The sequence below is a fragment of the Pantoea sp. EKM10T genome (genome assembly GCF_011800685.1).
GTDB lineage: Bacteria > Pseudomonadota > Gammaproteobacteria > Enterobacterales > Enterobacteriaceae > Pantoea > Pantoea agglomerans.
This window is the reverse complement of record NZ_JAALEU010000013.1, coordinates 15,008-29,790: the sequence shown is the minus strand read 5'-3', so window position 1 is coordinate 29,790 and position 14,783 is coordinate 15,008. Positions and strand designations below refer to the sequence as shown.

Genomic DNA, 14,783 nt, shown 5'->3' with positions numbered 1-14,783 from the left:
TGTTGACGTGCGTCACAAAGTTGCCGTCAGGCTGAATCGAGTAAGCGAAAGCGGTGACTTTATGCACAGCGCTGGAATAATCAGCGCTTCTCGCCCCGTTTCACCTGCTGCCAGGCGGCTTCCATCTGCTCCAGCGTGGCACCCGGCATACTTAACCCCTGTGCAGCGATGATCGCTTCGACTTCGCGGAAGCGGCGCTCAAACTTGTCGTTGGCCTTTTGCAGCGCAGTTTCCGCTTTGCTGCCCAGATGGCGCGACAGGTTAACCGTGGCGAACAGCAGATCGCCAATCTCCTCTTCCAGCTTCTCACCATCCACCACGCTCTGCTGCGCCTCGTGCATCACTTCATCAATCTCTTCATGCACTTTAGCCACCACCGGCCCCAGCGTGGTCCAGTCGAATCCGACATTGTGACAACGCTTCTGAATCTTGTGGGCGCGCATCAGTGCGGGCAGTGCCTTAGGGATATCATCCAGCGCCGAATGCTGGGCTTTGTCAGCCCGCTCAGCGGTTTTTATCGCTTCCCAGTTTTTCAGCACTTCGCTGCTGGTTTCTGCTGTGGCATCGCCAAAAATGTGTGGATGACGGCGCTCCAGCTTGTCGCTGATTGCGTGGCAGACATCCTCAAAATTAAAGCGATCCTGTTCGCTGGCCATCTGCGCATAGAACACCACCTGAAACAGCAGATCGCCCAGCTCACCGCGCAGATCGTCAAAATCTTCGCGCTGGATAGCGTCCAGCACTTCGTAGGTCTCTTCCAGCGTATAGGGCGCGATGGTGGCGAAGGTCTGTTCACGATCCCACGGACAGCCATGTTGTGGATCGCGCAGGGTTTTCATTATGCCAAGCAGGCGCTCAATAGCGTTCATTCAGGAGGATCCTTGATTAGTGAGATGACAGGCAACGGGCGAAGAGGCAAAGCGTACAACACGGCAGGACGCTATTCACCGCGTCCGGCCGTGTCTGGTGGTGCAGAAAACGCCTGCGCAACCTCCAGCTGCCGGTTGCCTCAGTGCCTGCCTGAATATCAGTGCAGGCGACGGGCGTCAATGATATCAGAGACCTGGTTCAGACGCGCCAGGACACGTCCCAGTACCTGATGGTTGTAGATCTCAATATCCATGTCGATGGTCGCCAGCTGTTTTTTGGTGTCGCTGCGGCTTGAGACGCCCAGGACATTCACTTTCTCGTTGGCGAGAATGGTGGTGATGTCACGCAGTAAGCCGCTGCGATCGTTGGCGGTCACGCGCACCACCAGCGAATAGCCGCTGGAGTAGCTTTCGCCCCACACCGCATCGACGATACGTTCCGGCGCATGCGAAATGAGTTCAGCCAACTGGTCGCAGTCGGCGCGATGAATAGAGATGCCGCGCCCCTGGGTGATGAAGCCGACAATATCATCCCCCGGAATCGGCTGGCAGCAGCGGGCAATGTGGTGCATCAGGTTGCCCACGCCTTCCACGACGACGCGTCCGCTCTCTTTGCGTGAAGAGGGAGTGTACGACTTCTGGGTGAGCTGACGCAGCGCTTCGCGATCTTCCTCTTCGGCGCTCGGCTTGTTCAGCTTCGCCTGCAGGAAGTTAACCATCTGGTTAAGACGGATATCGCCGCCGCCAATCGCCGCGAGCAGCTCTTCAAGCGAGGTCACGTTATAGCGCGGCAGCAGCAATTTTTCGGCTTCGCGCAGGCTGATATCCAGCTGATTCAGTTCGTTATCCAGAATCTGCCGTCCGGCGATAATATTCTTGTCGCGATCCTGCTTGCGGAACCAGTTGTGGATCTTCGAGCGCCCACGGTTGGTGGTGATGTAGCCCAGATTCGGATTGAGCCAGTCGCGGCTCGGGTTCGGCTGCTTCTGGGTGATCACTTCAACCTGATCGCCCATCTGCAGCTGGTAGGTGAACGGCACGATACGGCCACCGATTTTCGCGCCGATGCAGCGGTGACCGATGTCGCTGTGAATATGATAGGCAAAGTCGAGCGGCGTCGATCCAGCGGGCAGATCCACCACGTCGCCTTTCGGGGTAAAGACGTAGACCCGGTCATCGAACACCTGGCTGCGGACCTCTTCCAGCAGTTCGCCGGAGTCCGCCATCTCTTCCTGCCAGCTGATAAGCTTACGCAGCCAGGCGATCCGCTCTTCATGACCGGCCGCGCCACGCGCGCTGCTGGAAGTTGGCCCCTCTTTATATTTCCAGTGCGCCGCCACGCCCAGCTCGGCATCTTCATGCATCTGGCGGGTACGGATCTGGATCTCCACCGTTTTGCCCTGCGGCCCTAACACCACCGTATGAATCGACTGGTAGCCGTTGGGTTTGGGGTTAGCGACGTAGTCATCAAACTCGCTGGGCAGATGGCGATAGAGCGTATGCACCGTACCCAGCGCACCGTAGCAATCCTGCAGGCGATCGGCGACGATGCGCACCGCCCGCACGTCAAACAGCTCATCAAAGGCCAGCGATTTTTTCTGCATCTTGCGCCAGATGCTGTAGATATGTTTCGGACGGCCATAGACTTCGGCGCGCACGCCCTCTTTGACCATCTCTTTGCGCAGATTGCTGACGAAGTTTTCGATGTACTGCTCACGGTCAATACGCCGCTCATGCAGTAATTTGGCGATGCGCTTATATTCGTCGGGATGCAGGTAGCGGAAGCAGTAATCTTCCAGCTCCCATTTGAGCTGACCAATACCGAGACGATTGGCCAGTGGCGCATAGATATTGGTGCTCTCTTTGGCGGCCAGTACCCGCTCATCTTCCGGCGCATCTTTCATTTCGCGCAGGTTCATGATGCGTTCAGCCAGCTTCAGCACTACGCAGCGGAAATCTTCTACCATCGCCAGCAGCATGCGGCGAACGTTATCCACCTGTTCAGAGGCCATGGAGTCGTTGTGGATCGCTTTCAGCTGGCGGATGGCGTCCATATCGCGCACGCCGTGTACCAGCGAAACAATGCCTTTGCCGACGGCGGTTTCCAGCTCCTCTTCACTCACCACTTCATCGTTAGCCAGCGGGAAAATCAGCGCCGCACACAGGCTTTCGATATCCATGCTGAGCATTGAGAGGATTTCAACCATCTCAATACCGCGCCACAGCAGCAGCGACTGATCAGGATGGCCCTGCGTCTGCGCTTCACAGTAGCGCCAGGTCTCGGCCACACGTTGACATGATTGCGGGTTGGCAATACCGAGACTGGCGATCCACTGGTCGAGGGCGAAATCCCCCTCAGTATTTAAATGCGCACTTCTGACCGCAACCATAACCTCTCCTGCACAACGACATACATCGCTTATGTTTTTCTGAACAGCACCATGGATTCGAGATGACGGGTATGTGGGAACATATCCAGCATCGCGACCCTTTCCAATTGGTAGCCTGCCGACAGCAATGTCTGGCTGTCGCGGGCGAGTGTGGTGGGATTACACGAAACATAGACCACGCGATCTGGTGCAAGTTTAACCACATGCGCCATTACGCCCGCAGCCCCGGCGCGTGCCGGATCGAGTAATACCTTGTTAAATCCCTGTGCCGCCCACGGCTGGCGCGACACATCTTCTTCCAGATTATGCTGAAAGAAACTGACATTTTTAAGATTATTCAAATCAGCATTATACGCTGCCTGCCGCACTAATGCTGCAATCCCCTCCACACCAACTACATTTTGTACGAAGATTCCTATAGGAAGTGTGAAGTTTCCCATGCCGCAAAACAGATCCAGCACCCGGTCTTCTGGCTGCAGATCGAGCCAGGCAATTGCCTTCGCGACCATCTGCTGATTAACATCATCGTTAACCTGAATAAAATCCTGTGGGCTGAAGGTTAGCTTAAGCTGGTGAGATTGATAAAACGGCGTCGACTCACTTAACGCACTCAACTCTTCCCCGCCCGCATCCAGGAACAGCATCAGCTGATGCTTATGCGAAAACTGTTCCAGTTTTTCACGGTCATCCGCATGCAGCGCATCAAGATGGCGCAGAATCATCAGCGGCCCGTTGTCTGCCAGCACCAGCTCTACATGCCCGAGACGCCTGACAGCGCGTAAGTCACTGAGACACTGGTGCAATGGAACCAGTAAAGCCTCAAGTTCGGGCACTAAAATGGGGCATTGCTGAATATCGACCAGATCGTTGCTGGCTTCCTGACGGAAGCCCATCTGCAACCGCTGCGCCTTATTTTGCCATTGCAGCCCCAGACGGGCGCGACGACGATAGCCCCAGGGCTGACCGGCGATCACCTCATCCACCGCCACCTCTTGTGCGGCGGCCTGACGCAGCATCCGGCTCAGCGCCTGGGCTTTGCTCTGCTGTTGCAGCGCCACATCGGCATGCTGCTGCTGGCAGCCGCCGCAGCGTTCATAATGTGGGCAGCGCGGCGTGACGCGCGCCGGACTGCGGCTAATCAGTCGTGTCACTTTCGCCCGGGCAAATTGACGTTTATCCTCTGTCAGCATGACCTCCGCCTGTTCCCCAGGCAGGGCACCGGCGACAAAAAGGGTTTTGCCCTTGTGACGCGCCACCCCTTGTCCGAACGGATCGAGCGCCTCAATGGTGACGGTGATCCGTTGTTGCGTCGTCACGCGCTGTTTTGCAACGTAAAATTGCGCCATAGTGTTATTAATTCTCTTTATCGAAAACGACCTGCATTGTTTTGTCAACAGCATGCACAGGGACGTTAATGCCGGAGTAGCCAGGCGACTATTATGACCAAATACAGCCTGCGGGCGCGAATGATGATTTTAATTCTGGCACCCACGCTGATGGTTGGCCTGCTGCTCAGCTCATTTTTTGTGGTGCACCGCTACAATGAACTGCAGCGCCAGGTGATCGATGCCGGAGCCAATATCATTGAACCGCTGGCGATTTCCAGTGAATACAGCATGACCTGGCACAATCGTGACGCCATGCGTGAACTGGTCAGCCTGCTGCACCGTCGCCATTCGGGCATCGTCCGGGCGATCTCGGTATTTGATAACCACAACCAGCTCTATGTCACCTCCAATCACAAGCAGAACCTCAGCCTGCTGCAACAGGATGATATCCGCGCCCTGCCCGACGATGTCTCCATGGAGCGTCACGGCAACGTATTGATTCTGCGCACACCGATCACCACAGAGCGTTACGATGTGGATGAATTGCCGGACGAAGATGCCAAGCCGTCGGGCAATCCGCTGGGCTACGTGGCGATAGAGCTGGATCTGCAGTCGGTGCGCCTGCAGCAGTACAAAGAGGTGTTTGTCGCCACGCTGATGCTGCTCTTCTGCCTCTGCCTGGCCATGCTGTTTGCCTATCGTCTGATGCGTGATGTCACCGGTCCGATCCGCAATATGGTCACCACCGTTGACCGCATCCGTCGCGGCCAGCTCGACAGCCGCGTTGAGGGATACATGCTGGGTGAACTCAGCATTCTGAAAAACGGGATTAATGCGATGGCGATGTCGCTGACCGCCTATCACGAAGAGATGCAGCACAATATCGATCAGGCGACCTACGATCTGCGAGAGACGCTGGAACAGCTGGAGATTCAGAACGTTGAGCTGGATCTGGCGAAGAAACGCGCCCAGGAAGCGGCGCGCATCAAATCTGAGTTTCTGGCCAATATGTCGCATGAGCTGCGGACGCCGCTTAATGGCGTGCTGGGCTTTACCCGGCAGATGCTGAAAACCCAGCTGCGCACCACCCAGCGCGACTATATGCAGACCATTGAACGTTCAGCCAATAACCTGCTCAGTATTATCAATGACGTGCTCGACTTCTCGAAGCTGGAAGCGGGCAAACTGATGCTGGAGGCGATCCCCTTCCCGCTGCGTGCCACACTGGATGAAACGCTGGTGCTGCTGGCCCCGTCAGCGCATGACAAAGGGCTGGAGCTGACGGTGGTGTGTGACAGCAGCGTGCCGGACAACGTGATTGGCGATGCGCTGCGCCTGCAACAGATTCTGATTAACCTGATCGGCAACGCCATCAAGTTTACCGAAAAAGGGTATATCGGCCTGCGCGTCGGACAGCGGGTGATTACACAGTCGCGCGTTGAGCTGGAGATTCAGGTTGAAGATAGCGGCATCGGCATCTCTGAGCAGCAACAGACACAGCTGTTCCAGGCGTTCCGTCAGGCTGACGCCAGCATTTCGCGCCGTCATGGCGGCACCGGGCTGGGGCTGGTGATCACCCAGAAACTGGTGCGGGAGATGGGCGGCGAAATCACCTTCAGCAGCCAGCCGGACAAGGGCTCCACCTTTGTGATTCGCGTGCAGCTGGATCTCAATCCCAATGCGCCCGGCATGCCACGCGTGCTGGATGCGCTGTCACATGCGCGCATTGCCTATGTTGAAGCGGATGCTAACGTTGCCAGCGCAGCACTGGAGATGTTAAGCGCCACACCATTGCAGATCGATTACAGCGAAACGCTGGAGGGTTTAAAAGCGTCTCACTATCCGCTGCTGCTGATGGCGATGCCGGTCGACATCAGTCAGCCCGAGCTGCTCAATGAACGCATGATTAATGCGCTGCTGGATCGGGCCGACAACGTGCTGATGGCGCTCCCCAGCCCGATGATGTTGCTGGCGGATGAACTGAAGGTACGCGGCATTGACGGTTGCATCGCTAAACCGATCTCCCTGACGCGACTCCTGCCGATGTTACTGGATCTGCATACCCGTCAGATCAGTGAACTGCCGCTTTCACCCCGGCTGCCGCTGACGGTGATGGCGGTGGATGATAACCCCGCCAACCTCAAGCTGATTGGCGCGCTGCTGGAGGAGCAGGTGCAGAACATCCTGCTGTGCAGCAGCGCCGAACACGCCATCCGTGAGGCACGTCAGCAGTCGCTGGATGTGATTCTGATGGATATTCAGATGCCGGACATCGATGGCATTCGCGCCAGCGAAATTATCCGCAGCATGCCGCATCATGCCAGTACACCGATTGTGGCGGTCACCGCCCATGCGATTGATGGCGAGCGTGAACAATTGATCAAGGCGGGCATGAATGACTATCTTGCCAAACCGATTGATGAGAGCAAGTTAAGACAGTTGCTGGCGCGCTATACGCCACCACCGGTGGTCACCGTGCCGGAACTGCTGCCAATATTACCCACGCTGGACTGGCAACTGGCGCTGCGACAGGCGGCGAACAAAGCGGATCTGGCGCGCGATCTGCTGCGGATGCTGCTGGAATTTTTACCGGAAGTGCATGCGAAGATGGCGCAGTTTATGTCGACCAATGAGGTCAACGCCCTGCGTGAGATTATTCACAAGCTGCACGGCAGTGCCAGCTACAGCGGCGTGCCGCGCATGAAGCAACTCTGCCATCAGCTGGAAAGAGAGCTGCTGGAGGCCAGCGATATCGCTGCGCTGGAGCCGGAGCTGCTGGAGCTGCAGGATGAGATGGAGAACGTCGCCCGAGAAGCCCGCCAGCTGTTAGGGATTGGATAAGGCTGGCGGTGAGTTAAACCCGGCCGATGTGGAGTGGCCGGGTAATGCTGGTAGTTAGTTAAACCCGGCCAGCTTTAACGTGGCTGCCACATTACGCGCCGTCATCTCAACATTCTTTCCGGCGCTGGCGAGTGCCTCATCCAGGGTACAGATGCTGTAGAGCACGCTGAATACCGCATCGATCCCGTGCTGATGCACCACGCCGACATCGGCCGTCAGGCTTCCGGCGATGCCAATCACCGGCTTATTAAAGCGCTTTGCCACGCTGGCGACGCCGATCGGCACCTTGCCATTAATACTCTGGCTGTCGATACGCCCTTCACCGGTAATCACCAGGTCAGCATCTTTTACCTCTTCCGCCAGCCCCAATGCCTCAGTAACAATCTCAATGCCGCGTCGCAGCTCCGCCTGACAGAAGGCGTGCAGCGCCGCCCCCATACCGCCCGCTGCGCCGCCGCCCGGAATATGCAGCACATCAATATCGAGATCGCGGTGAATAATCGCGGCGTAATGGGCCAGCGCCTGATCGAGCTGCTGCACCAGCGCCGGTGTCGCCCCTTTCTGCGGGCCGAAAATGGCCGATGCACCTTCTTTGCCCGTCAGCGGATTCGTGACGTCACAGGCCACTTCAATGCGGCACTGATGAATGCGGGTGTCCAGCGCGTCAATATCGATGCTGGCAAGATCGGCGAGTGCACCGCCACCGTGACCGATCTCGCAGCCCTGGTCGTCCAGCAGCCGGGCGCCCAGCGCCTGCATCATGCCGGCTCCGCCATCATTGGTGGCGCTGCCGCCGATACCAATGATGATGTGGCCGACCCCCTTATCCAGCGCATGTCTGATCAACTCGCCGGTGCCAAATGAGGTCGTTATCAGCGGGTCACGCTGCGATGCAGGCACCCGCTCCAGTCCACTGGCCGCTGCCATTTCGATATAGGCGGTGGACTCATCGCCGGACAGGCCATAGAAGGCGTCGACCTCTGTTCCCAGCGGCCCCGTCACCTTCAGCCTGACGATTTTTCCCTTCGTCGCCGCCACCATCGCTTCTACCGTTCCTTCACCGCCGTCGGCGACCGGTATTTTCACGTAATGCGCATCGGGAAAGATGTCACGGAAACCCGCTTCAATCGCCGATGCCACATCCAGGGCGGATAAACTCTCTTTATATGAATCCGGTGCGATTACGATTTTCATAGGCAATCCGAGCGCAGTTGAGTAATTGAAACGGCTCTGAACCAGTCCGGTTTCCGCAGAGACCGACACCGGGTTTTAGCGGGCGATTTCAACCTTCGCTAACTTCTCATAATAGCAGGCCAGCGCGCTGTGGTCGGCGCTACCCTGTCCGTCGTTACGCAGCGCCTGCATCATCTCCATCACCGCCGCCGTTAGCGGCAGATGCGCGCCGATGCTGTGCGAGGTATCCAGCGCGTTCGCCAGATCTTTGATATGCAGGTCAATGCGGAAGCCGGGTTTGAAGTTGCGATCCATCACCATGGGCGCTTTGGCATCCAGTACCGTGCTGCCGGCCAGGCCGCCACGAATCGCCTGATAAACCAGATCCGGATTCACACCCGCTTTGGTCGCCAGTGATAACGCCTCGGACATCGCCGCAATATTCAGCGCCACAATTACCTGATTGGCCAGCTTAGTCACGTTACCCGCACCGATGTCGCCGGTATGCACCACCGATCCCGCCATCGATTTCATGATGTCGTAACAGGTATCGAATACCGCTTTATCACCGCCGACCATCACAGAGAGCGTGCCTTCGATCGCTTTGGGTTCACCGCCACTGACCGGCGCATCCAGCATTTTGATCCCTTTTTCTGCCAGCGCATCGTGGACTTCACGGCTCGCCAGCGGCGCAATTGAGCTCATGTCGATGACCACCAGGCCTGGCTTCGCCCCTTCGATAATGCCATTTTTACCCAGACAGACTTCGATGACCTGCGGCGAGTTGGGCACCATGGTAATCACCACATCGCACTGCTCAGCCACCTCTTTTGGCGATTTCGCCACGGTCGCGCCCAGTTCAGTCAGTTCCGCTTCGTTGTCAGCGTTATGATCGCGCACCACCAGCGAATAACCGGCTTTCACCAGATTTTTACTCATTGGTTTGCCCATAATACCCAGGCCGATAAATCCAATTTTCATTGCGTTTCCCCTTGATTGATTAGCGCTTAAATTTGTCGCATAACGCCTGAGAGGCGTTGCGGAACATACCGACATCGCTGCCGACGGCGACAAAAGTGGCGCCCCACTCCAGATAACGACGCGCGTCCGCTTCCACCGGTGCCAGAATGCCGCTCGGCTTACCGGCAGCTTTGGCGCGTTCAAAAATGTGTTTAATCACTTTCAGCACTTCAGGATGGGCGGGCTGACCGAGATAGCCCAGCGCAGCAGAGAGATCGCCCGGCCCGACAAAAATACCGTCGACACCGTCCACCGCCGCGATGGCGTCAATGTTGTCGACCGCCTGCTGGGTTTCGATCTGCACCAGCACCGTGATGTTGTCATTGATGGTGCTGTTGTAATCCGGCAGGGTGCCGTACATGTTGCTGCGGTGCGAAACCGAGACACCGCGAATGCCGGCTGGCGGATAGCGGGTTGAGGCGACGGCACGCACTGCTTCCTCTTCGGTCTCGACAAATGGCACCAGGAAGTTGTTAAACCCGATATCCAGCAGACGCTTAATAATCACCGGCTCGTTGCAGGGCGGACGTACCACGGGCGCACTGTGGCTGCCTTTAAGCGCCATCAGCTGCGGCACAAACGTGGTGATATCGTTGGGCGCGTGTTCGCCATCCAGGACCAGCCAGTCAAAACCGGCCAGCCCTAAAATCTCGGTTGAGATCGGGCTGGCAAGCGCACACCAGCTGCCGATCAGGGTTTCACCCGCTAACAAACGACGACGAAATCCATTTGGCCAGGCTGCATTACTCATGGTTAAACTCCTGTGACGATGGCTCCCCGTGGGGAGCCGAAAAGGTTAACGTACCAGGCAGGGACGTTTGTTGTCGTAGGTCCATCCCGGCACTAAAAATTGCATCGCTTCGGCATCGTCACGCGCGCCCAGCCCCTGCTTCTGATAGAGCGCGTTGGCCTGCATCACCTGATCCATATCCAGCTCGACGCCGAGACCGGGCTTCTGCGGTACCTGCACCATGCCGCCTTTGATCTGGAATGGCTCTTTGGTCAGGCGCTGATTGCCCTCCTGCCAGATCCAGTGGGTATCAATGGCGGTGATCGCGCCCGGCGCGGCAGCGGCGACGTGGGTGAACATCGCCAGCGAAATGTCGAAGTGGTTATTGGAGTGCGAGCCCCATGTCAGGCCGAAGTCGTGACACATCTGTGCTACCCGCACCGAACCCTGCATGGTCCAGAAGTGCGGATCCGCCAGCGGAATGTCCACCGACTGCAGCGACAGGGTATGGCCCATCTGACGCCAGTCGGTGGCGATCATATTGGTGGCGGTTGGCATGCCGGTGGCGCGGCGGAACTCCGCCATCACTTCACGGCCGGAGTACCCCTGCTCCGCGCCACAGGGATCTTCTGCGTAGGCGAGCACATCTTTGAGCTGTTTGCCGAGCATGATCGCCTCGTTGAGCGACCAGGCCCCGTTGGGATCAAGGGTGATACGGGCTTCAGGAAAACGCTTAGCCAGCGCTGTGACCGCTTCGGCCTCTTCGCCGCCGCGCAGTACGCCACCTTTGAGTTTGAAATCGTTGAAGCCATATTTCTCATACGCCGCTTCCGCCAGCCGCACCACCGTCTCCGGGGTTAGCGCCTCTTCGTGGCGCAGGCGATACCAGTCGCAGGGATCGCTCTCCTGGCTCTGGTAAGAGAGGGACGTTTTGCGGCGGTCGCCGATGTAGAAGAGATAACCGAGCATCTCAACGCGGTCGCGCTGCTGTCCGTCGCCCAGCAGCGAGGCCACATTAACCTCCAGATGCTGACCCAGCAGGTCGAGCAGCGCCGCTTCAATGCCGGTCACCACATGAATAGTGGTGCGCAGATCGAAGGTCTGGGTGCCGCGCCCGCTGGCATCGCGGTCGGCGAAGGTGCTGCGCACCAGGCTGAGAATGTTTTTGTATTCGCCCACGGTTTTGCCAATCACCAGCGACGCTGCATCTTCCAGCGTCTGGCGGATTTTTTCGCCGCCCGGGATTTCGCCGACGCCGGTGTGTCCGGCGTTATCTTTGATAATCACAATGTTGCGGGTAAAGAATGGCGAGTGAGCGCCGCTGAGGTTCAGCAGCATGCTGTCGTAGCCTGCGACCGGAATAACCTGCATGGCGGTGACTTTCGGTGTTGAACTCATCTCCTGCTCCTTATGCTGTTGCTCGGCCAAATGCCGGGCGTTTGCGATCAAATGTCCAGCCGGGGACCAGATATTGCATCGCCGTAGCGTCGTTACGCGCACCGGCGGGCAGTGACTGATAAAGCTGATTGGCTTTGTTTACCTGCTCCCAGTCGAGCTCAATGCCCAGACCCGGCGCATCCGGTACGGCAATTTTCCCGTTGCGGATTTGCAGCGGATTTTTCGTCAGGCGCTGATCGCCCTCCTGCCAGATCCAGTGGGTATCAATCGCGGTAGGATTACCTGGCGCCGCCGCACCCACATGGGTGAACATCGCCAGCGAAATATCGAAGTGGTTATTGGAGTGGCAGCCCCAGGTGAGGCCCCACTCATCGCAGAGCTGCGCGACCCGCACGGCACCGCTCAGCGTCCAGAAGTGAGGATCCGCCAGCGGAATATCGACTGCATTGAGCATCACCGCGTGATTCATCTCGCGCCAGTTGGTGGCGATCATATTGGTGGCCACCGGTAAGCCGGTTGCGCGCCGGAACTCGGCCATCACTTCACGTCCCGAATAGCCCTGCTCCGCGCCGCACGGATCTTCGGCGTAGCTCAGCACATCCTGCATCCCTTTACACAGCGCTATCGCCTCGTCCAGCAGCCAGGCGCCATTCGGGTCGACCGTAATGCGGGCGTCGGGAAAGCGCTGCTTCAGCGCCGCCGCGGTGGCAATCTCCTGCTCGCCCGGCAACACGCCGCCTTTGAGCTTAAAATCTTTGAAGCCATATTTATCCGCAGCCGCCTCAGCCAGCCGTACCACGGCATCGCTGGTCAGCGCTTCCTGATGACGCAGGTGATACCAGTCGTGGCTGGCCTGCTCACCACTCAGATAGGGCAGATCGGTCTTGCGGCGGTCACCGAGATAGAACAGATAGCCCAGCACCGTCACTTCATCACGCTGTTTACCTGGCCCCAGCAGTTCAGCAACCGGTACGCCCAGACACTGTCCCAGCAGATCGAGCAGCGCCGCTTCCAGCGCCGCTACCGCGTTGACCCGCAACTCAAAAGTCCAGGCACCGTTGCCGAAGGTGGTGAAGTCAGCCGACTGATTGCCTTTGTGCACCTGCTGCACCAGACGGTTCATTCGCGCAATCTGCTGGCCTTTCACCTGCGGAATCGCCTCTACCAGCGTCTGATAGATGGTGTCGCCGCCGGGGGCTTCACCGACGCCGGTGTGACCGGCGCTGTCGGTGAGAACCACAATATTGCGGGTAAAACAGGCGTTGTGCGCACCACCAATATTGAGCAGCATGCTGTCATAACCGGCGACCGGGATAACCTGCATCTCAGTAATCACCGGCGAACTTTGCGTATTCATAATGCATCCTTACCGGGCCAGGTTTTCAGTTCGACACGTTTGATATCGCCCGCGATCACCAGGAAGCTGAATGCGGCGACAAAGGCATGAATACCGACATAGATCAGCGCGCCTTCAAAGGAGCCGCTGGTGGCGATGATGTAACCGATGGCGATAGGCGTCACGATGCCAGAGAAGTTACCGAACATGTTGAACAGACCGCCGCTCAGGCCACTGATCTCTTTCGGTGCGGTATCTGCCATCACCGCCCAGCCCAGCGCACCGATGCCTTTACCAAAGAACGCCAGTGCCATGAAGAACACCACCACCCATTCGGTATCGGTGTAATTACACATCACCATCGAAATAGAGAGCAGCATGCCGAGCACGATCGGCGTTTTACGCGCGATATTCAGGGAGCCGGTTTTACGCATCAGCCAGTCGGAGATCACCCCACCCAGTACGCCGCCGAGGAAGCCGCACACCGCCGGAATCGAGGCAATAAAGCCCGCTTTGAGAATCGACATGCCGCGCGCCTGTACCAGATAGACCGGGAACCAGGTGATAAAAAAGTAGGTTAAGGCGTTAACGCAGTACTGACCGAGGTAGATACCCAGCATCATGCGTGACGTCAGCAGCTGTTTGATCTGGAACCACTTCTCGCTCCAGCTCACTTTGCGGCTATCCTTTTTGACATCCATGTTGATCAGCGCACCGCCCTGCTCCATGTACTCCAGTTCGGCTTTATTCACGCCTGGGTGATCGGTGGGATCGTGGATCACTTTCAGCCAGATGAAACTGAGGATGATGCCCAGGCCGCCCATAAACCAGAACACGTGCGCCCAGCCCACGGAAGAGACCAGCCAGCCCATGATGGGCGCGAAGATAACGGTGGCGAAGTATTGGGCCGAGTTGAAGATCGCCACGGCCGTGCCGCGCTCCTGCGCCGGAAACCAGGCCGCGACGATGCGGCTGTTGCCAGGGAAAGAGGGCGCTTCGGCCAGTCCCACCAGGAAGCGCAGAATAAACAGCGACATGATGATGCCGAAGCCGCTGAACAGATCGACGAACCCTTGCAAAAAGGTAAAGAGCGACCAGGTAAAGATGCTCCAGAAATAGACGCGTTTTGAGCCGAAGCGGTCAAGCAGCCAGCCGCCCGGAATCTGACCAATAACATACGCCCATGAGAAGGCAGAGAAGATATAGCCGAGTCCGACCGAATCGAGGCCAATATCTTTTGACATCGCCGAACCGGCAATCGAAATCGTTGCGCGGTCACCGTAGTTGAATGAGGTGACGATAAATAACATCACCACAATCCAGTAACGGGCATTGGTGCGTTTCTGCACCGTTTCCGCGGTCTGGCTGAAACTATTCATGATGCACTCCTGAAATATAGCGTGAGCTACATTCGCTCTGACTGCATACACATCGCGTTGGGTATCAGAGAGAAGTTGGGTTAAACACGGCGATCTTTTTGTTTTGGCAAACTTTATTTATCCATCCGGCGTCTGGCAGCCGCGGCCGGTAATAACTCCAGGCAACCTCTTTCGGATGAATAATACGTCGTGACAGATAACCTGACTTTGGCTAACGGAACTCAGTATAAGAACAGCCTGTGGCGATCACATTGGCGCATCGCCCTGGAATAATCGCCTTATTGAAGTGATTGTCTTGCGGATGCACAAAAGCCTGCGG

General features: G+C 57.4%; 10 protein-coding genes. 1 reads left to right on the top strand and 9 read right to left on the bottom strand.

Annotated elements, in window-relative coordinates:
• Positions 1-80: 80 nt before the first annotated feature.
• The 3 genes from mazG to rlmD all read right to left on the bottom strand — a co-directional run bounded on the left by mazG (position 81) and on the right by rlmD (position 4,605).
• Entirely contained in the window at positions 81-869 is a 789-nt protein-coding gene (gene mazG, locus HFD95_RS19760) for a nucleoside triphosphate pyrophosphohydrolase (RefSeq protein WP_010248574.1), read from the bottom strand.
• A gap of 158 nt (positions 870-1,027) precedes the next feature.
• Positions 1,028-3,259, bottom strand: a complete 2,232-nt coding sequence (gene relA, locus HFD95_RS19755; RefSeq protein WP_010248576.1) for a GTP diphosphokinase — start codon at positions 3,257-3,259, stop codon at positions 1,028-1,030.
• A gap of 29 nt (positions 3,260-3,288) precedes the next feature.
• Positions 3,289-4,605: a 23S rRNA (uracil(1939)-C(5))-methyltransferase RlmD gene (rlmD, locus tag HFD95_RS19750; protein ID WP_167430636.1), complete on the bottom strand. Its 1,317-nt coding sequence runs from the start codon at positions 4,603-4,605 to the stop codon at positions 3,289-3,291.
• A gap of 93 nt (positions 4,606-4,698) precedes the next feature.
• Here rlmD and barA point away from each other — a divergent pair, with 93 nt between their 5' ends.
• A complete protein-coding gene (gene barA, locus HFD95_RS19745; protein ID WP_010248580.1) occupies positions 4,699-7,428 on the top strand; it encodes a two-component sensor histidine kinase BarA in 2,730 nt (909 codons plus the stop codon).
• A 54-nt stretch (positions 7,429-7,482) separates the two neighbouring features.
• Here barA and HFD95_RS19740 read toward each other — a convergent pair whose 3' ends face one another.
• The 6 genes from HFD95_RS19740 to HFD95_RS19715 form a co-directional block, all read right to left on the bottom strand.
• The gene (locus tag HFD95_RS19740; RefSeq protein WP_033758769.1) at positions 7,483-8,622 is read right to left on the bottom strand and encodes a glycerate kinase; all 1,140 of its coding nucleotides are present in this window, start codon (positions 8,620-8,622) and stop codon (positions 7,483-7,485) included.
• A 75-nt stretch (positions 8,623-8,697) separates the two neighbouring features.
• Positions 8,698-9,582, bottom strand: a complete 885-nt coding sequence (gene garR, locus HFD95_RS19735) for a 2-hydroxy-3-oxopropionate reductase (RefSeq protein WP_010248583.1) — start codon at positions 9,580-9,582, stop codon at positions 8,698-8,700.
• Between the two features lie 19 nt (positions 9,583-9,601).
• On the bottom strand, positions 9,602-10,372 hold the full coding sequence (gene garL, locus HFD95_RS19730) for a 2-dehydro-3-deoxyglucarate aldolase (RefSeq protein WP_010248585.1): 771 nt from the start codon (positions 10,370-10,372) through the stop codon (positions 9,602-9,604).
• Positions 10,373-10,417: 45 nt separating this feature from the next.
• Positions 10,418-11,749, bottom strand: a complete 1,332-nt coding sequence (gene gudD / locus HFD95_RS19725; RefSeq protein ID WP_010248587.1) for a glucarate dehydratase — start codon at positions 11,747-11,749, stop codon at positions 10,418-10,420.
• Between the two features lie 10 nt (positions 11,750-11,759).
• Positions 11,760-13,106, bottom strand: a complete 1,347-nt coding sequence (locus HFD95_RS19720) for an enolase C-terminal domain-like protein (RefSeq protein WP_010248589.1) — start codon at positions 13,104-13,106, stop codon at positions 11,760-11,762.
• The gene (locus tag HFD95_RS19715; protein ID WP_010248591.1) at positions 13,103-14,464 is read right to left on the bottom strand and encodes an MFS transporter; all 1,362 of its coding nucleotides are present in this window, start codon (positions 14,462-14,464) and stop codon (positions 13,103-13,105) included. The genes HFD95_RS19720 and HFD95_RS19715 overlap by 4 nt, the downstream gene beginning before the upstream one ends.
• Between the last annotated feature and the right edge of the window lie 319 nt (positions 14,465-14,783).

Bases quoted from the DNA above. Each gene is read 5' to 3' on its own strand.
- mazG (WP_010248574.1), bottom strand. From the start codon at position 869: ATGAACGCTATTGAGCGCCTGCTTGGCATAATGAAAACCCTGCGCGAT.
- relA (WP_010248576.1), bottom strand. From the start codon at position 3,259: ATGGTTGCGGTCAGAAGTGCGCATTTAAATACTGAGGGGGATTTCGCC.
- rlmD (WP_167430636.1), bottom strand. From the start codon at position 4,605: ATGGCGCAATTTTACGTTGCAAAACAGCGCGTGACGACGCAACAACGG.
- barA (WP_010248580.1), top strand. From the start codon at position 4,699: ATGACCAAATACAGCCTGCGGGCGCGAATGATGATTTTAATTCTGGCA.
- HFD95_RS19740 (WP_033758769.1), bottom strand. From the start codon at position 8,622: ATGAAAATCGTAATCGCACCGGATTCATATAAAGAGAGTTTATCCGCC.
- garR (WP_010248583.1), bottom strand. From the start codon at position 9,582: ATGAAAATTGGATTTATCGGCCTGGGTATTATGGGCAAACCAATGAGT.
- garL (WP_010248585.1), bottom strand. From the start codon at position 10,372: ATGAGTAATGCAGCCTGGCCAAATGGATTTCGTCGTCGTTTGTTAGCG.
- gudD (WP_010248587.1), bottom strand. From the start codon at position 11,749: ATGAGTTCAACACCGAAAGTCACCGCCATGCAGGTTATTCCGGTCGCA.
- HFD95_RS19720 (WP_010248589.1), bottom strand. From the start codon at position 13,106: ATGAATACGCAAAGTTCGCCGGTGATTACTGAGATGCAGGTTATCCCG.
- HFD95_RS19715 (WP_010248591.1), bottom strand. From the start codon at position 14,464: ATGAATAGTTTCAGCCAGACCGCGGAAACGGTGCAGAAACGCACCAAT.